General features: G+C 65.4%; 18 protein-coding genes and 1 tRNA gene. 4 read left to right on the top strand and 15 right to left on the bottom strand.

Going from position 1 to position 16,033, the window contains the following annotated elements; genetic code table 11:
- Positions 1–45: 45 nt before the first annotated feature.
- On the top strand, positions 46–525 hold the full coding sequence (locus ACW171_RS01035) for a peptide-methionine (S)-S-oxide reductase (protein WP_492095104.1): 480 nt from the start codon (positions 46–48) through the stop codon (positions 523–525).
- On the opposite strand, the gene ACW171_RS01030 is transcribed toward ACW171_RS01035, so the two are convergent.
- Genes ACW171_RS01030 through ACW171_RS01020 form a run of 3 tightly spaced genes read right to left on the bottom strand, consistent with a single transcriptional unit; the run spans position 519 to position 2,577 of the window.
- Positions 519–959, bottom strand: a complete 441-nt coding sequence (locus ACW171_RS01030) for a hypothetical protein (RefSeq protein ID WP_492095102.1) — start codon at positions 957–959, stop codon at positions 519–521. The genes ACW171_RS01035 and ACW171_RS01030 overlap by 7 nt on opposite strands.
- A 60-nt stretch (positions 960–1,019) precedes the next feature.
- The gene (locus tag ACW171_RS01025) at positions 1,020–2,126 is read right to left on the bottom strand and encodes an amidoligase family protein (protein ID WP_492095100.1); all 1,107 of its coding nucleotides are present in this window, start codon (positions 2,124–2,126) and stop codon (positions 1,020–1,022) included.
- A 31-nt stretch (positions 2,127–2,157) separates the two neighbouring features.
- Complete coding sequence (locus ACW171_RS01020) at positions 2,158–2,577, bottom strand: hypothetical protein (protein ID WP_492095098.1); 420 nt, start codon at positions 2,575–2,577, stop codon at positions 2,158–2,160.
- 96 nt (positions 2,578–2,673) lie between these two features.
- Between ACW171_RS01020 and queA the strand changes: the two genes are divergently transcribed.
- Genes queA through ACW171_RS01005 form a run of 3 tightly spaced genes read left to right on the top strand, consistent with a single transcriptional unit; the run spans position 2,674 to position 6,305 of the window.
- Entirely contained in the window at positions 2,674–3,753 is a 1,080-nt protein-coding gene (gene queA / locus ACW171_RS01015) for a tRNA preQ1(34) S-adenosylmethionine ribosyltransferase-isomerase QueA (protein WP_492095096.1), read from the top strand.
- A gap of 52 nt (positions 3,754–3,805) precedes the next feature.
- The gene (locus ACW171_RS01010) at positions 3,806–5,776 is read left to right on the top strand and encodes a M61 family metallopeptidase (protein ID WP_492095094.1); all 1,971 of its coding nucleotides are present in this window, start codon (positions 3,806–3,808) and stop codon (positions 5,774–5,776) included.
- Positions 5,777–5,780: 4 nt separating this feature from the next.
- Positions 5,781–6,305, top strand: coding sequence for a hypothetical protein (locus ACW171_RS01005; RefSeq protein WP_492095092.1), 525 nt, complete (start codon positions 5,781–5,783; stop codon positions 6,303–6,305).
- A 590-nt stretch (positions 6,306–6,895) separates the two neighbouring features.
- On the opposite strand, the gene ACW171_RS01000 is transcribed toward ACW171_RS01005, so the two are convergent.
- The 12 genes from ACW171_RS01000 to ACW171_RS00945 form a co-directional block, all read right to left on the bottom strand.
- Positions 6,896–7,576, bottom strand: coding sequence for a type 1 glutamine amidotransferase domain-containing protein (locus ACW171_RS01000; protein WP_492095091.1), 681 nt, complete (start codon positions 7,574–7,576; stop codon positions 6,896–6,898).
- Between the two features lie 142 nt (positions 7,577–7,718).
- Positions 7,719–8,102 (bottom strand): 50S ribosomal protein L7/L12, encoded by a 384-nt coding sequence (rplL, locus tag ACW171_RS00995; protein WP_492095089.1) that lies wholly within the window; start codon positions 8,100–8,102, stop codon positions 7,719–7,721.
- 63 nt (positions 8,103–8,165) lie between these two features.
- Positions 8,166–8,681, bottom strand: a complete 516-nt coding sequence (gene rplJ, locus ACW171_RS00990; protein WP_492095087.1) for a 50S ribosomal protein L10 — start codon at positions 8,679–8,681, stop codon at positions 8,166–8,168.
- 341 nt (positions 8,682–9,022) lie between these two features.
- Complete coding sequence (locus tag ACW171_RS00985; RefSeq protein WP_492095085.1) at positions 9,023–10,642, bottom strand: radical SAM/SPASM domain-containing protein; 1,620 nt, start codon at positions 10,640–10,642, stop codon at positions 9,023–9,025.
- Positions 10,643–10,963: 321 nt separating this feature from the next.
- Positions 10,964–11,665 carry a class I SAM-dependent methyltransferase gene (locus ACW171_RS00980; RefSeq protein WP_492095083.1) on the bottom strand — a complete coding sequence of 234 codons (702 nt, stop codon included), beginning with the start codon at positions 11,663–11,665 and terminating at the stop codon, positions 10,964–10,966.
- Between the two features lie 85 nt (positions 11,666–11,750).
- Positions 11,751–12,440, bottom strand: coding sequence for a 50S ribosomal protein L1 (gene rplA, locus ACW171_RS00975; protein WP_492095081.1), 690 nt, complete (start codon positions 12,438–12,440; stop codon positions 11,751–11,753).
- Between the two features lie 3 nt (positions 12,441–12,443).
- On the bottom strand, positions 12,444–12,875 hold the full coding sequence (rplK, locus tag ACW171_RS00970) for a 50S ribosomal protein L11 (protein WP_492095079.1): 432 nt from the start codon (positions 12,873–12,875) through the stop codon (positions 12,444–12,446).
- Between the two features lie 311 nt (positions 12,876–13,186).
- A complete protein-coding gene (nusG, locus tag ACW171_RS00965) occupies positions 13,187–13,768 on the bottom strand; it encodes a transcription termination/antitermination protein NusG (protein WP_492095077.1) in 582 nt (193 codons plus the stop codon).
- 21 nt (positions 13,769–13,789) lie between these two features.
- Positions 13,790–14,104, bottom strand: a complete 315-nt coding sequence (gene secE, locus ACW171_RS00960) for a preprotein translocase subunit SecE (protein ID WP_492095075.1) — start codon at positions 14,102–14,104, stop codon at positions 13,790–13,792.
- Between the two features lie 79 nt (positions 14,105–14,183).
- A tRNA-Trp gene (locus ACW171_RS00955) sits at positions 14,184–14,259 on the bottom strand.
- A gap of 112 nt (positions 14,260–14,371) precedes the next feature.
- A complete protein-coding gene (locus ACW171_RS00950) occupies positions 14,372–15,706 on the bottom strand; it encodes a hemolysin family protein (RefSeq protein WP_492095073.1) in 1,335 nt (444 codons plus the stop codon).
- A gap of 98 nt (positions 15,707–15,804) precedes the next feature.
- The gene (locus tag ACW171_RS00945) at positions 15,805–15,927 is read right to left on the bottom strand and encodes a hypothetical protein (protein ID WP_492095071.1); all 123 of its coding nucleotides are present in this window, start codon (positions 15,925–15,927) and stop codon (positions 15,805–15,807) included.
- Positions 15,928–16,033: the final 106 nt, after the last annotated feature.

Here is a 16,033-nt window from a genome sequence, read left to right as displayed (position 1 = left end):
GCTGCTCAGCTTGCGCACCGGCCCGACCTCCCCGATTTCATCGTGATGGCGACTGAACGCATAGGTCTGGGCGGCGGATGTCACTGGTGCACCGAGGCGGTGTTCCAGTCCCTGCCCGGCGTGGTTCAGGTCGATCAGGGCTTCATCCGTTCGGCGCCGCCTCACGACGCACCGTCCGAAGCAGTCATCGTCCATTTCGACCCAGCGGTCATCGACCTTAAGGCTCTGATCGAGGCGCACCTGCACACCCACGCCAGCACCTCGGCTCACTCGATGCGGCATAAGTATCGCAGCGCGATCTACGTGTTCGACGACGGTCAGGCCAAAGACTCCCAGCAGGCCCTTGTCCAGCTCGAGCCGCAGTTCGACAGGCCCCTGATCACTCAGGTCCTGCCGTTCTCAGCCTTCGACGCGTCGGACGAGCGGTTCCGGAACTACTACGCATCGGACCCCGAGCGTCCGTTCTGCCAGACCCACATCGCCCCGAAGCTGGCGAAGCTCAGAGCTCTCGGCGAGGCTCAGTAGCCCAGGCCGTTCCGAACCTGTTGCTCGCGCCCATGGGTGAACAGGTCAGCCGCCTTCAGCTTGGCGTCGTAGGGATCGTCGAAGCCCCAGGTCTCGGCCAGCACCTGGGCGTCGGAATACTCCAGCCCGGTGTCCTCCCATTCGCAGACATTGCCGTACTCCCGGCTCTCGCGCAGGACGACCGGCACGTTGGTGCCGATGCCGTTGAGGATCTTCTGGCCGATGATGACCTTGCCGCCCGCGGCGTCCTGGCCATAGAGCGCGCCCACCAGCTTGGCGTCGCAGTAGTTGTAGCGCGACGAGAAGAAGGCGTCGTACTCGCGCTGTTGCGGCACGGCTTGCGCGGGTTGTCCGAACATCACCAGGGCGATGGCGCTGGACATCAGAAGCCCGGCTGACAGACGACGCAGGCGCGCCTTGAAGGGACTGGTCATGGTCAATCTCCGCGCGGATCACGGCCCCCCGGCCGACGCCCGACTATAGCCTGTTGACGTTCAGGCGATAGCTGCGTTCTCTCGCCGCACAGCGTTCAGCCAATGCGATTTCGCCGTCTCGTCCATAGGCGACTGGATCAGCAGGTCTACCAAGCTGCGCGGAGTCGCCTCTCCCGGCGCCCGATCCCGGCACCAACCCAGAACAGCCTCGAACAGAGCGGTCGCCTGCATCAGAGGCTCGACCTCCAGCACGGCAGGCAGAACCCTCACCTCGACCGTGTGCTTGTCCGCCCGACCGGTCAGCAGGTTCAACAGATTGAGGTCGCAGTATTTGGTCAGTCCCGCAGCCCCAAAGGCCGCCTTCGCCTCGGTCCAGTCCATCGCCGCGAACGCCTCGCCGCCAGTCAGATCGGCCAGCCCCATCGGCCAGTCGCCCAGCCGCACGCAGCGCGGATTGACCCCGACCAGCCGCTTCAACGCCTCGCCATGCCGCGTCCAGATCTCGACCAACCCCGCAATCGCCTGCGCCGAACAGAGCGCCTCGCCGTCGAAATGCAGGTGGGTCGCCCCCTCGACCGGCACGACGAAACCCAGCGCCCGCGCATCGGCCAGCAGACCTTCCAGCACCGCCGCATGGTCCCTGTCGATCGGCGCCGTCACGATCTCGCAGGGCCGCTCGCGCTCGCCGGGCAGAGGGGCGTCGATGGCCACCGACCGGCCGTTCGCATCGACGACCCGCACCATCTCCGCCTCATGCCGCTGCGCCTGCGTCCCGAACAGGGCGGCCAGCGGCTCCAACGCCCGGTCGCCCGCCGCATCGGGATCGCAATGCCGCTCCACCAGTCTCAACAGCCGTCCGTCGTCGGCGACGATCCGCCGCCAGCCCGCCAGCGGCGCCCGCTCCCGGTCCAGATCGCGTTGCAGCGTCAGGTCGTCGACGAAGGACGCGACCCATGTCCCCTGCCCGTCCCGCACTCGAAATCCCGGCGTCAGGTTCTCGAACACGGGCCGTCCCTCGACGGCGCTGGGCTCGGACTGCGGGTGAAAGAAGCGTTCGACTGTCCCGCCGACGCGCGCGGCCACGGCCTCCGCCAGATCGCGCCGCGACAGGCCGGATGGCGCCATCAGCTCGATCTCGAAGCCGGTCTTCCAGTCCAGGGTGATCATCGGCGCCAGCCTAGCAGCCGGCGCCCATCTGTCAGCCCTCGGCTTCGCTCTCGGCCGCCTCGGGACTGGCCACGCCCGGAATGGTCACGCAGCGCTGTCGCGTTCCGCCGCCCGGCGCCGCTTCGACACGCGGCGCGATCGAACTCACCGTCGTCCCGTCCGGCCCATAGGTGCCCAGGAACTGGCAGCCCGTCTGCAGGTCGGTCAGCACATAGACGCCCGGCTGGTCCGTCGCCGTCTTCGAGAAGGTCGCGCCCACGGCCGCCAGCAGCGCTCCGCCCGGATTGTCGATCGTCTGCTGGATCTGGGCCGTGCGGGTGTTGACGGTGTTCAGTGTCGCCTCGGCCTGGGCGGCCGTGTCCTGAAGGTCCTGCAAGGCGGAGGCGCCGTCCTCGCAGGCGGCGATGGACAGGGCGAGGCCGGAGACGGCGAGAACGGTCAAAAGTTTCATATGCTCATTATGACCTTACCGGTCGCCCCGGTCGCCCGGACAGATGGTCGCCCCGCTCTTGACCCCGCCTCGCCCCCGTGGCCATTCGCGCCGACCATGAAGACCGCCGATTTCGACTTCGACCTGCCCGAGGACCGCATCGCCCTGCGGCCCGCCGACCCGCGCGACAGCGCCCGCCTGCTGGTCGTCAAGGACGGCGACCTGTCGGACCACGTCATCTCCGACCTGCCCGACTTCCTGCGCCCCGGCGACGCCCTGGTCTTCAACGACACCCGCGTCATCCCCGCCCGCCTGTCCGGCGTCCGCCAGCGCCCCAACCCCGTCATCGGCGGCCCCGAGGGCGAAACCCTGACCGTCGAGGTCGAGGCCACCCTGCACCACCGCGACGCCCCCGATGCCTGGTCGGCCTTCATGAAGCCGGGCAAGCGCATCAAGCCCGGCGACCGTGTCGCCTTCCAAACCCTGACCGCCACCGTCGAAGCCAAGCATGACGACGGCCTGATCACGCTGAAGTTCGATCTCTCCGGCCCGGCCCTCGACGACGCCATCCGCGAGGTCGGCGTCATGCCCCTGCCCCCCTATATCGCCGCCAAACGCCCCGAGGACGACCGCGACCGTTCGGACTACCAGACCGTCTTCGCCGAGCACGACGGCTCCGTCGCCGCCCCCACGGCGGGTCTGCACTTCACGCCTCGCCTGCTCGAGGCCATCCGCGCCAAGGGCGTCACCACCCATGCCGTGACCCTTCACGTCGGCGCGGGCACCTTCCTGCCTGTCAAGGCCGACGACACGTCCGAGCACAGGATGCACTCGGAGTGGGGCGAGGTGTCGCCTGAGACCGCCGCCGCCCTCAACGCCGTCCACGCCAAGGGCGGCCGCATCGTCTGCGTCGGCACCACCTCGCTGCGCCTGCTCGAATCCGCCACGACGCCCGAGGGCGTGATCCAGCCCTTCCACGGCGACACGGCCATCTTCATCACGCCCGGCTATGCCTTCCGCGCCGCCGATGTCCTGATGACCAACTTCCACCTGCCGAAGTCGACCCTGTTCATGCTGGTCAGCGCCTTCGCCGGCCTCGACACCATGAAGGCCGCCTACGCCCACGCCGTCGCGGACGGCTATCGCTTCTATTCCTACGGCGACGGCTCCCTGCTGCATCGTGCGCCCTTGACCTGAGATCGCCCCCGGCGTCCTCTGCGGCCCCTCGCCGTCAGCCTCGGACCAGCCAATGTCGCGTCTCGCCGTCTCCGCCTGCCTCGCCGCCCTTCTGATCGCGAGCGCCTCGCCCTCGGCGGCCCAGACAGCAGCGCCGCGCGGCCCGACCACCCCCGACATCGGCGGCTTCCCCGACAGCCCCCAGATCCCGGCCCCGACGCAAGCGACCTATCCCGGCGTCATCAAGTACGAGGTCGACGCCACCGACCTCGATCACCGCGTCATCTCGGTGCGCCAGACCATCCCCGTCGCAAGCCGCAGCCTGACGCTGCTGTATCCGAAATATCTGCCGGGCAACCACGCCGACTCAGGTCCTATCCAGCTGTTGGCCGGCCTGACCCTGACCGCCGCCGGCCAGCGGATCGAATGGCGCCGCGACGCCGTCGATCCCTACGCCTTCCACATCGATGTCCCCGAGGGCGCGACCGAAATCGTCGCAGAGTTCCAGTGGCTGACCCAGGCCGACAACGCCAACTGGCGCGTCGTCATGACCCCGTCGATCGTCAACATGGAGTGGGAAAAGGCCCTGCTCTACCCGGCCGGCTATCAGTCAACCGGCATCACCTTCGCCCCCAGCATCAAGCTGCCCACGGGCTGGAACTACGGCGTGGCGCTTGAGACCACCTCGTTCGAGAACGGCGTCGCCACCTTTGCCCCAACCGACCTCTACACCCTGGTCGACAGCCCGATGTTCGCGGGCGAGCACTATCGCCGCATCGACATCGACCCGACGGGCGAGGACGTCCACCTGAACATCGTCGCCGACACGGCTGCGAACCTGGCTCCCACCGACGAGCAGATCGGCTTCTACACCAACATGGTGACCCAGGCGGACCGCCTGTTCGGCTCGCGCCATTTCGACAAGTACGACTTCCTGTTCGCCCTCACCGACCAGCTGGGCGGGATCGGGCTGGAGCATCACCGCAGTTCTGAGAACACCGCCGGCCCCAACTTCTTCACCAGCTGGAGCGCCTCTGCCGGTAACCGGGCCCTGCTGCCGCACGAATACGCCCACTCCTGGAACGGCAAGTTCATGCGCCCGGCCGACGAGCTGACCGCCAACTACAACGTCCCGACCGAGAACAGCCTCTTGTGGGTCTATGAGGGCCAGACCGAATACTGGGGCGACGTCCTATCCGCCCGCGCCGGCCTTCACACCAAGGCCCAGGCCCTGATCGGCCTGGCCGACCGCGCCGCCTTCTACGAGAACCAGCCGGGCCGCGCGTGGCGGAACCTGCAGGACACCAACAACCACAACCTGCTCGGCTATCGCGTCCCCGGCCAGTGGCCGTCATGGATGCGCGGCACCGGCGACTACTATGACGAAGCCGCCCTGATGTGGCTGGACGCCGACACCCTGATCCGAGAGCTCAGCCGCGACCGCCGGTCGCTCGACGACTTCGCCCGCACCTTCTTCTCGCCCGAGGGCACGGACGGATCGTGGACGCCCCAGGGCTATACCTTCGCCGACGTGGTCGCGGCCCTCAACGCGGTCCAGCCACACGACTGGGCGACCTTCCTGCGCACCCGCCTCGACGCCGCCGGCCCCGATGCCCGCGCGCCTCTGGATGGCCTGGAGCGCGGCGGTTACCGCCTGATCTATGTCGAGGAGCCGAACGCCGACGAAAAGGCGATGCACGGCAACTGGGGCTCTGACTTCCGCTACTCCCTGGGCTTCAGCCTGGCCGGCCCGAGCCTGCGCATCGGCGCCATCCAGTGGGGCGGCCCGGCCTATGAGGCGGGCATCGGCGCCGGCTGGGACCTGATCGCCGTCGGAGACCGCGTCGCCACCGCCGAGGTCCTGCGCACCGCCGTCACCGCCGCCAAGTCCGGCGACGCTCCGATCCGCCTGATCCTGAAGAACGGCCAGCGCATCCGCACGGTCGAGCTCACCTACACTGGCGGCCTCCGCTACCCGCGCCTCGAGCGGATCGAGGGCACGCGCGACCGGATCGGCGACATCATGTCGGCGCGCGGGCGGTAGATCTGTGTCGGTCGCCCTGCTCATCGCCGCGTCGCTGGCGGCGCAATCGAGTGTGGCCTACGTCTCTGTGGCCCACAGTCGGCAGGCAGCGCCCGCCGGCCACGGCTTTCTCGCAGCCATCGCGACAACCCGCGAACCGGGCTTCTGGGCGACGGAAATCTACATCAAGCTCGGGACCACGCAGTTGGCGGCCAGACGGTCGCTCCTGACCGCCGACGGCGACCACGAGCATGCTGTAATGATCGAGGAGGCGGACTGCCCCGCCCTTCGACAGGCGGCTTTGCTGTTCGAAGACCTGCCCGCCGCGACCCTCACGACGCCCGGTCTGTCGGTTTATCAAACCTCGCTTTTCCCGCCCCCACCGCCCCCGCATGGCCCGACCAACTGGGTCTGGGGCCCGGCGCGCCTCCCGGACGGAGGCTTCATCGACATCGTGCAGAGCACCGGTCCCGGCCCCAGCACCCTGCACGCCGCGATCAACCAGATCGAGGATCTGATCCTCCCCTGCATCGACGCCGCCCGGCCATAGGCCCGATCACGGCTCGCGGCGCCCTAGAGGTCGGAGAGCGGACCTAGCCAATGTCAGTAACGGGTGGATTGCGGACACCCGCCTTCATATGTTGGCTGGCGACAAAAGGGGGCACGGATGACTTTCACTAGGGAGAAGGGCGATCGACTGATCGCGATCGTCCTGTCTTCGTGGGCGGTCTGCGTCGTTGTAGGTCTAATGATTTCAACCGTTTCGGAGCGTCGGGCTCTAGACGCCTTCATTGTGATGTTTGCGCTTGTCGTCGGAAGCGTGATTGCGGTCTGCCTATTCAGGCGAGACTTACTGTCCGCTCTACTCCTCGTGGGCGGAGGTCTGTTCGCATTCGCAATCACCGTAGTGCTGGCGAACTTTCTCGGCCTCTAACGAAAAGGTCTGCAACGGGTCGAGAACTGACTTTCCATTCGGTGTGCAAACCGGAACTCACGCCCCACCCACACGCACAGACGAAAGAGCCGGTGGTTTCCCACCGGCCCTTCGCAGATCCAGTCCGCGAGGACAGGGTCTTTCTTGCTCGGCGCCCTCGCGCTGGCTGCCGTCAGCGTCTCGACGAATTCTGCTGATTGGGGCCGTTAAGCCTTCAGTTGCGCCAGCAGCGCCTCGGCCGCCTCACGCGACGATCCCGGGTTCTGCCCGGTAATCAGCTTGCCATCGACCTGCACGAACGACGCCCAGTCATCGCCCTTGGCATAGAGGCCGCCATGGGCTTTCAGCATGTCCTCGACCAGGAACGGCACCACATCAGTCAGCCCCACCGCCTCCTCTTCGGAGTTGGTGAAGCCCGCGACCGCCCGCCCCTTGACCAGAGGCTCGCCGTTCTCGGCCTTGACGTGTTTCAGGACGCCCGGCGCGTGACAGACCGCGGCCACCGGCTTGTCAGCCTTTGCAAAGGCCTCGATCAGCGCGATCGACACCGGATCCTCGGCCAGGTCCCAAAGCGGGCCGTGCCCGCCGGGATAGAAGACCCCGTCAAAATCAGCGGCGGTCACGCTGTCGAGGGTCACCGTGGTCGCCAGAACCTTCTGCGCCTCGGGATCGGCCTTGAACCGACGCGTGTCGTCCGTCTGGGCGTCGGCGTCGTCGCTCTTGGGGTCCAGCGGAGGCTGACCGCCCGCAGGTGAGGCCAGCACGATATCGGCGCCGGCATCCTTCAACGCGTAATAGGGCGCCGCGACCTCTTCCAGCCAGAAGCCGGTCTTCTTGCCGGTGTCGCCGAGTTGATCGTGGGAGGTGAGAACCATCAGGATTTTCATGAGGGGCGTCCTTGCGTCGGGGGGAGCCACGAAATGGGGGCGCACCCGCCCGGTTGCTACCGCCCAGACGAAAAAGGCCCGATGGTTTCCCATCGGGCCTTCAAGATCGACCCCGCCTCAAGGGCGGGAAAGCCGGTCCAGATTACTTGATCTGGACCTTGGCGCCGGCTTCCGTCAGCTTCTTGGCGACTTCGTCGGCGTTCTGCTTGGAGACATTCTCGACGACGTTCTGCGGAGCGCCTTCGACCAGGTCCTTGGCTTCCTTCAGACCCAGGTCCGAACGCACGCCACGGACTTCCTTGATGACGTTGATCTTCTTGTCGCCGCCGTCGATCAGGACGACGGTGAACTCGGTTTGCTCTTCGGCGGCTTCAGCCGGAGCAGCGGCAGCGCCGCCGGCAGCAGCGACGGCCACCGGAGCGGCGGCGGAGACGCCCCACTTTTCTTCCAGCAGCTTGGACAGTTCAGCGGCTTCGAGGACGGTCAGAGCGGACAGGTCTTCGACGAGCTTGTTCAGGTCGGCCATTTCAGTAGTTCCTTCGGAGGATTGGGTTGGTTTGGATTCTTGCAGAGATGGAAGCGGGTTCGCTTACGCGGCGTCCTTGGTGGCGTACGCGTTGAACACGCGGGCCAGTTGGGCGGCCGGGGCCTGAACGATGCCGGCGATACGGGTCGCAGGCGTCGACAGCAGTCCCAGGAACGAAGCGCGGATCTGATCCAGCGACGGCAGCTTGGAGAGAGTCTCCACGCCCTTCGCGTCCAGAACCTTGTCACCCATGAAGCCGCCCAGGACGACGAACTTGTCGTTGGTCTTGGCGAATTCGGCGGTGACCTTTGCGGCGGTCACGGCGTCGGGTGCGTAGGCGATGCCGACCGGGCCCTTGAACAGGGCGTGGTGGTCGGAACCTTCGGCGGCTTCGAGAGCCTTCAGAGCCAGGCGGTTCTTGACCACCTTGAAGGCTCCGCCCGCGGTGCGCAGACGGCCCCGCAGGTCTTCCATTTCCGCAACGGTCAGACCCAGGTTGTGGGTCACGACCACGGCGCCGGCGTCAGCGAATACGCTTTTCAGCGACTCGATCGACTCGGCTTTTTGTGCGCGGTCCATTGCGGTCTCCAGTCTTGAGGTTCGACGCCGGGCTTATTCCCGACGGCGAGTGGCCAGGGCCCAATGCGTTGCCGCATTGTGTCTAGGCCGGCAGCGATGTCCGAAGGATGCTCTGACGTGGGTCCGTCCCGGAAACCGGGCCGACCGTTCGTCGTCTGCGTCGCTATCTCCCCACGGCGTCAGAGGGCTCTCTGACATTTACGGCCTGGGTGACCCCCAGACCCCGAAGTTCTCGGACAGGACCGTCAGGGCCGAAGCTCTGACGGAGAGGCGCGCTCTATACAGGACGCAGCGTGGAAAGCAACCGGGGTCGGGCGAACTCGAACGGCGATGCCTGGCCTCTAGCGCCGGGTCTCTGTCGAGAAGTCCGGATGCGGAGCCACATTCACCAGCTCGTCAACCTCTCGGTTGATGAAGAGAGGACAGTGGACGCACATCTCCGGCGCCTGGCCCGCGACTAGCTGTGCGCGAAGATCGACGAGCCGCTGATCGTTCCAGACCTCATCGAAAGGCTGCCCAACGTGTACGCCGAAGGGCTCGTCAGTATGGCAGTCCGGGTAGGGATAAACCAGCGAACGAGCATCGATGTAGAGACTGTCAAACGGCTTGTGGCACCGCAGCGCGTTTGACCAGGAGAGAGTGGCGGAGAGCCGCAAATGCCTTTCGCCGATAATCTGCTTAGAGCCATCCATGTCCACCGCTACGACCTTAAGGGCGACATTGGACAAAGCTCGGGGAAGGTCTGAACGTCTTAGCCGAAATGACCATCCCGCACGGTAGGCGTAGCGGTTTCCTGGAAACAACTCGGCGACGTCGCTTCTCACCCCATTATGAAAGCGAGCAGAGCCGATCCTGATATGGCCATCGGCATCAGCGACCTCGTCCTCGCCTTCGACTGGCATCCGGACGACATAGACTTCCCTCAGGCCTGTCGGCCCGAGAGCCCATCCCGACAGTTCGACTTCCATGCCGAAGTCAGATCCTTCCGGAGGATTGTCTGTGTTGCCGATCGGCGAGAACCCTGTCGCTCCGGCAGGCTGAGAGTGCGGCCCCGCCGGCTCCGCCGACCACTGGCTGAAAGGTGAGAAGCCCTCGGCGGAGAAGAAGTCCGGGCTGTTATAGACGCGAATCCTGCGCCCTTGCGCGCGTTCCAGGGCGGCCCGAATAAAGGCGTTCGTGACGGCGTCGTCCTGACCGACGAGCGTCTCCTCTTCCATGCCCAAGCCCTCAAACACAATCAGATGGCGAAAGGCGACGGAATCCATACGCAGGTCCGCCGCCAGATCGATGATCTCCGTGAGTTCCTCGAGGTTGCTGCGCATGAGCGCGATGTTTAGCTGGGTCTTTGGGTAGGCCAGCCCTCGCTGATCACGCAGCTCGATCAGCCTGGCAACGTTCGCGCGAGCGCGAGCCAGGCTCCCGCCTTTGAGAATCTTGGCGTAGGTGTCCGGCCGCGCGGCATGGATCGAAAAACAGACTTCCGAGACCCCCGAATCCAGTATCGCCTCGATCACCCGTTCGTTCAGAAGGTTTCCATTGGTCAGGAAGCTGATCTCCAGATCTTTACCAGCTGCAAGCAATAGAATTTCAGCAAAATGCGGAGATGATGTCGGCTCGTATGCGGCCGAAAGGGAAAGCTTCTGGGTATACGGGGCGACGCTATTGATGATTTTCTCGAAATCTTCGGGCAACATGTGCTGGGACTTCTGATAGAAGACCTCGTCGAAAGTAAAATGGCACATGATGCAGCGCAGGTTGCACTTGTTGACGATGTCCATCAGCACGTGAAGCGACTTCGGCCTGAGCGTCGCCAATGCCTGCGCCTCGGTACGGCTGTGCTCGGAAGCCTCCTGGGCGACCAAATCAGCGTTTCTGGATCCACGACCAGGGTGGGGCAACGAGCGCAGGATGCGCTCCCGGCCGGCGATCATCACTTTCTTGATCTGCTGATTTAAAGTCACGCTTCGCCCTCCAGGCCGTTACCCGGAGTTGTCCTACGAACTCCACTCTCCGGGCAACCTCTGTCGCGTCTCGCCCCCCTCGCAAGCGGCCTCGTATCGGACGCGGCTGGAGACCTCCAGAAATCACGCCCATCCCGCCAGTTCTCTGCCATCAACCGCCGCCTATTAGCAGCCTCGGCGGTATCGGCCTGCGGCATCGGCGGTGTCGGCGGTTCACGTCGCCTGATTTTTGCAGTCCGTCTTTCGGCCCCGCGCACAGCGAAGACCGCAAACCAAGACGGCCCCGGAGATCGCTCTCCGGGGCCGTTGTCGTTTGGCGGGTCAGCCCAGATCCAATCCCGGATCCTCTGGCCTGCCGACCACGAAGACATACTGGCCCAGCCAGAAGCCGATGCGGTGCACGATCTTCAGACCGGCGGCTTCGACGATCTCGCGGAAATAGTCCTCGGAGATGTCGATCTTGGGCACGTCGCCCGAAAAACGGCCGTCCGCCGGCTCGTTGTGGATCGAGATCAGCGCCCGCCCGACCGGCGACAGCAGCCGCTCGATCTCTTCCATGTAGTGGATGAAGACAGGCTCGATCAGGTGGGTGAACAGCGACCCGCACAGCACCACGTCCGCCGTCCCATCCTCGCACGGCAGATGGATTTCGGCCGGATCGATGGTCCCCTCCGGATTGGCGATCGGCGAGTCGACGTCGATGTGGACGAAGTTGAACCGGGGATGCTGGACGAAGGCCTCGTTGGACCAGTCGATCGCGGCCTTGTGGATGTCGATGCCCAGGTAGCTGCAGCCCCGATCCAGCGTCAGGAACCGCGCCATCTTCCCGCAGCCGCAGCCGATGTCGACGTAGCGAGGCTGGGCCACCGGCGCGATGCGGGCGGCCATATGGGCGAAGGTCTCGCCCAGAACCATCCACTTGCCGAGGTCCGCGATACTGGTGCCTTCCCGCATCCGCGCGACCGGCAGCGGGATGGTGCCGGGAACGCCGGCGTATTTCTCCGACATCGGGTCGTTGATCATTCGGGTCTCCGGCGCGATGGGCAAAAAGAAAGGGGCGGCGACCTTTCAGCCGCCGCCCCCATCAGAAGTCAAATCGTAAGTTTAATCAGGCCGTCAGCGAGGCCGGATCGATCTTGAAGCCCGGGCCCATGGTCGAGGACAGGGTGATGCGCTTGACGTAGGTGCCCTTGGCGCCGGCCGGCTTGGCGCGGTTCAGGGCGTCCACATAGGCCTTCACGTTGGCTTCGAGGGCTTCCTGGGTGAAGGAGGCCTTGCCGATGCCGCCATGGGCGATACCGGCCTTCTCGACGCGGAACTCGACTGCGCCGCCCTTGGCGTCCTTGACCGCCTGGCCGACGTTCGGCGTCACGGTGCCGACCTTGGGGTTAGGCATCAGGCCGCGCGGACCCAGCACCTTACCCAGACGACCCACCAGGGCCATCATGTCGGGCGAGGCGATGACGCGGTCGAAGTCCATCAGGCCGCCTGCGATCTGCTCGTACAGATCCTCGGCGCCGACATATTCCGCGCCGGCCGCACGGGCCTCATCGGCCTTCGCGTCCTTCGCGAACACCGCCACGCGGACATCCCGGCCCGTACCCGACGGCAGGTTGACGACGCCACGAACCTGCTGGTCGGCGTGACGCGGGTCGACGCCCAGGTTGACGGCGATCTCGATCGACTCGTCGAACTTGGCCTTGGCGTTTTCCTTGACGGCCTTGATGGCGTCCGAGAACGAGATCAGCGCCAGGGTGTCGCCGGTGCGGGCTTTTTGAGCCTTGGTTTGCTTGGCCATGGGTCAGCGCTCCACGATGTTGAGGCCGATGGCCTTGGCGGAACCTTCGATGATCTTGGCGGCAGCATCCAGATCGTTGGCGTTCAGGTCCTTCATCTTCTTCTCGGCGATCTCGCGCAGCTGGGTGCGGGTGATCGAACCGACCGTCTCGCGGCCCGTCAGCTTGGAGCCCGAGGTGATGCCCACGGCCTGCTTGATGTAGTGGGTGGCCGGCGGGGTCTTGGTGACGAAGGTGAACGACTTGTCCTGGTAGACCGTGATCACGGTCGGCAGGGGGGTGCCTTTGACTTCCTTCTCGGTGCGCGCGTTGAACTCCTTGACGAAGCCCATGATGTTCACGCCGCGTTGACCCAGTGCCGGGCCGATCGGGGGGGAAGGCGTGGCCGAACCGGCCGGCACCTGCAGCTTGATATAGCCGAGGATCTTCTTGGCCATTGGTCTCTCCTAAACAATGACCCCGAACCTAATCGGGGCCGGTGAGCCGTGGTCGGGCATGGCTGCCTCCCACGGATTTATCCCGGGGCCGGAGCCACGGGAGGCGCGCGTGTAGCAGAGAGGTGAGGATCAGGCAACGCCGACATTTTCCCTCCCACTCGCGGGAGGGTGGCTGAGCGAAGCGAGGCCGGGTGGGGGCGGCAAGGCAACCCGAACACTCTCCAGCAAAAAGGCGGCTCGTTGCCGAACCGCCCCACCCGGCCGCTTGCGCGACCACCCTCCCCCGAGGGGAAGGGACAAGCTGAATGCGCTTAGGCCGCGACCTTCTCCACCTGGCTGTATTCCAGATCCACCGGGGTCGGGCGGCCGAAGATCGACACGGCGACGCGCAGACGGGCGGCGTCTTCGTCGACGCTCTCCACCTGGCCGTCGAAGCTGGCGAACGGGCCGTCGATGACCTTGACGGTCTCGCCGATGTCGAAGCGGATGGTGGGCTTGGGACGTTCGACGCCCTCTTCCACCTGGCCGATGATGGCCTGAACTTCTCGCTCACTGACCGGCAGGGGCTTGGTGCCGCCCGCGGCACCCAGGAAGCCGGTGACCTTCGGCGTGTCCTTGACCAGGTGATAGGCGTCGTCGGTCAGTTCCATCTTCACCAGGACATAGCCCGGGAAGAACTTGCGCTCGGAGTTGACCTTGCGGCCCCGACGGATCTCGACGACGTCCTCGGTCGGCACCAGGATTTCGGAGAAGCACTCTTCCAGATCGCGCTGCTTGGCCTGATCGCGGATGTGCTGGGCGACCTTCTTCTCGAAGTTCGAATAGGCGTGGACGATGTACCACTTGTGGCGCGGGTTCGAGGCCGGCTTGGTTTCGGGCGCTGCATCCGTCATGGGCGCGTCTCCTTCTGTTCTTTATTGGCCGAGGGCGAGGATGAAGCGCGAGGCGAAGCCCAGGCCCGTATCCACCACCCAGAAGAAGATCGCCGCGATGATCACCATGATGAAGACCATCACCGAGGTGATCCAGGTCTCCTTGCGGCTCGGCCAGACGATCTTGCGGGCCTCGGCACGAACCTGGCTGAAGAACTGGGCCGGCGACGTGCGCGGCTTGGCCGTTGGGGCATCCACCGTGACCGTGGAGGCCGATGCAGCCGCCGCCATCTGCGGCTTCGCGCCGGCGGCCGGGTTGCCTGTACGGCGTCCGCCGGGGAACTTGGACTTGGCCATGGGCTCTAGGGGTCTCTTCGTAAACGCTTGATCCTGTCCCCGCAGATGGGGAGGCCCAGTCTGCGGGAACAGGGGGAAGTGGCAGGAGCTGGGGGATTCGAACCCACGACCCCCGGTTTTGGAGACCGGTGCTCTACCAGCTGAGCTAAGCTCCTAGACAAAACAGAAGCGCGCCGTGGGAGAACCCAACGGCGCGTCTGCTCGCCAGACCGGGGGCTATGCCCCAGCCGGCGGGCCATTTCAAGGCTAATCCGCCCTCAGGGGGACTTACTGATCCAGATGCGCCGCGACGGCCTCGGCCTCGTCTTCCGGCTTCACCAGCTGTTTGAACAGCAGCTTGTCGATGCGGCGGTCGTCCATGTCGATGACCTCGACCTCGAACCGGCCCAGTTGCAGGATCTCGCCCTCGTCCGGCACGCGCGATAGCTGGTGCAGCACCAGGCCGGCCACGGTGTGGAAGCCCTCGGTCTCTCCGAAATCTTCGCCGAGCACGTCGGACAGCTCCTCCAGGTCCGTCTGACCATCGACCATCCAGGTGCCGTCCTCGCGCTGGCGGATCCATGCCTCGACGTCGTCGTGCCCTTCGTCGAAATCGCCGGCGATCATTTCCAGCAGGTCGGTCGCGGTCACCACGCCTTCGAAGGCGCCGTATTCATCGACCAGGAAGGCCATGTGGACCTTGGACGCCTTCAGGATCCCCAGGGCCTTGAGCACCGAGGTCGACTGCGGAATGAAGGCCGGGGTCTGGACCAGGGCCTCGATATCGAATTTGCCGTTGCTCAGCAGGCTGTCCAGCAGGTCCTTCTTGTGGACGACGCCCAGCGGGTTATCGACGTCGTTCTCCCTGGCGACCACGATCCGCGAATAGGGGCAGGAGCGGATTTCCTCGCGCAGTTCCTTTTCGGTGTCGTCCAGAGCGATCCAGAACACCTCGTGGCGCGGCGTCATGGCCACCCGAATCGGACGGTCGCCGAGGGTCAGGATTTCCTCGATCATCGTCTGTTCTTCAGGCTCGATCAGACCCGCCGAGGTGCCCTCGGCGATCATGGTCTCGACCTCTTCCTGGGTGACGTCGGAGCCGTCCCGATCCTTTACGCCCAGCAGCTTGAGGATGCCCGAGGTCGAGGCCGTCAGAAGCAGGACGAAGGGATTGAGCACGATGGCCAGGGTCGAGATCGGCGCCGCCATCTTGGACGCCACGGCCTCGGGGAAGATCAGGGCGATCCGCTTGGGCACAAGTTCGCCGACGATCAGCGAGATATAGGTGATGCAGATGACGACCAGGGCCGTCGAGAATATCTGAGTGTAGGCATCCAGCGTCGGGAAGGCGGCGGTAAGTATCTTGTCCAGTTCGCCGGCGATCGTCGCCTGGCCGTAGGCGCCCGCCAGAATGCCGATCAGGGTGATGCCCACCTGAACCGCCGACAGGAAGTGCGTCGGGTTCTCGGACAGTTTCAACGCCGCTCGCGCGCCGCGATCCCCTCGTTCGGCCCGGCTTTGCAGCTTCGACCGGCGTGAGGAGACGACCGCCAATTCGGTCATCGCGAAAAGGCCGTTGAGCACCACGAGGAGCAGAACGACGACGATAGCGATCAGTAACATCTAGGGGGAGAGAACCAGCGCGGCGCAACCGTCGGCGTCCGCTGTTCTTTCCTAGCCGAACACGGCCGGTTTCGCCACGATTTCCTTGGACGGAGCGATCATCGGGTCCGGCCGGCCTCGACAGAGCCGTAGGCGCCGCCCCGGCCGTCATCCAGCGACGCACAGGCGGAGACCCCGATCAGGGTGCCGATGAACAGGCCGATCCGAAGCGCGCGTCGCATGATGGTTACCAAATCCCTAACGTCCCGAACCGAACGTAGGCCCCGCTTCGGGGTTGCACGCAAGCCCCCGCCCCTGTCGGTTGTGCGGAACGGTAAACGGGCGTGC

Source organism: Brevundimonas sp. FV1ye28, assembly GCF_058681135.1.
The sequence above is the reverse complement of the archived record's forward strand: the minus strand, read 5'-3'. Positions and strand labels throughout refer to the sequence as shown.

Coding starts and splice junctions, on each gene's coding strand:
- ACW171_RS01000 (WP_492095091.1), bottom strand. CDS start 7,576: ATGAAAATCCTGATGGTTCTCACCTCCCACGATCAACTCGGCGACACC.
- nusG (WP_492095077.1), bottom strand. CDS start 13,768: ATGACGGATGCAGCGCCCGAAACCAAGCCGGCCTCGAACCCGCGCCAC.
- ACW171_RS01010 (WP_492095094.1), top strand. CDS start 3,806: ATGTCGCGTCTCGCCGTCTCCGCCTGCCTCGCCGCCCTTCTGATCGCG.
- ACW171_RS00980 (WP_492095083.1), bottom strand. CDS start 11,665: ATGATCAACGACCCGATGTCGGAGAAATACGCCGGCGTTCCCGGCACC.
- secE (WP_492095075.1), bottom strand. CDS start 14,104: ATGGCCAAGTCCAAGTTCCCCGGCGGACGCCGTACAGGCAACCCGGCC.
- ACW171_RS01025 (WP_492095100.1), bottom strand. CDS start 2,126: ATGATCACCCTGGACTGGAAGACCGGCTTCGAGATCGAGCTGATGGCG.
- rplJ (WP_492095087.1), bottom strand. CDS start 8,681: ATGGACCGCGCACAAAAAGCCGAGTCGATCGAGTCGCTGAAAAGCGTA.
- ACW171_RS01030 (WP_492095102.1), bottom strand. CDS start 959: ATGACCAGTCCCTTCAAGGCGCGCCTGCGTCGTCTGTCAGCCGGGCTT.
- queA (WP_492095096.1), top strand. CDS start 2,674: ATGAAGACCGCCGATTTCGACTTCGACCTGCCCGAGGACCGCATCGCC.
- rplK (WP_492095079.1), bottom strand. CDS start 12,875: ATGGCCAAGAAGATCCTCGGCTATATCAAGCTGCAGGTGCCGGCCGGT.
- ACW171_RS01020 (WP_492095098.1), bottom strand. CDS start 2,577: ATGAAACTTTTGACCGTTCTCGCCGTCTCCGGCCTCGCCCTGTCCATC.
- ACW171_RS00945 (WP_492095071.1), bottom strand. CDS start 15,927: ATGCGACGCGCGCTTCGGATCGGCCTGTTCATCGGCACCCTGATCGGG.
- ACW171_RS00950 (WP_492095073.1), bottom strand. CDS start 15,706: ATGTTACTGATCGCTATCGTCGTCGTTCTGCTCCTCGTGGTGCTCAAC.
- rplA (WP_492095081.1), bottom strand. CDS start 12,440: ATGGCCAAGCAAACCAAGGCTCAAAAAGCCCGCACCGGCGACACCCTG.
- ACW171_RS01035 (WP_492095104.1), top strand. CDS start 46: ATGGCGACTGAACGCATAGGTCTGGGCGGCGGATGTCACTGGTGCACC.
- rplL (WP_492095089.1), bottom strand. CDS start 8,102: ATGGCCGACCTGAACAAGCTCGTCGAAGACCTGTCCGCTCTGACCGTC.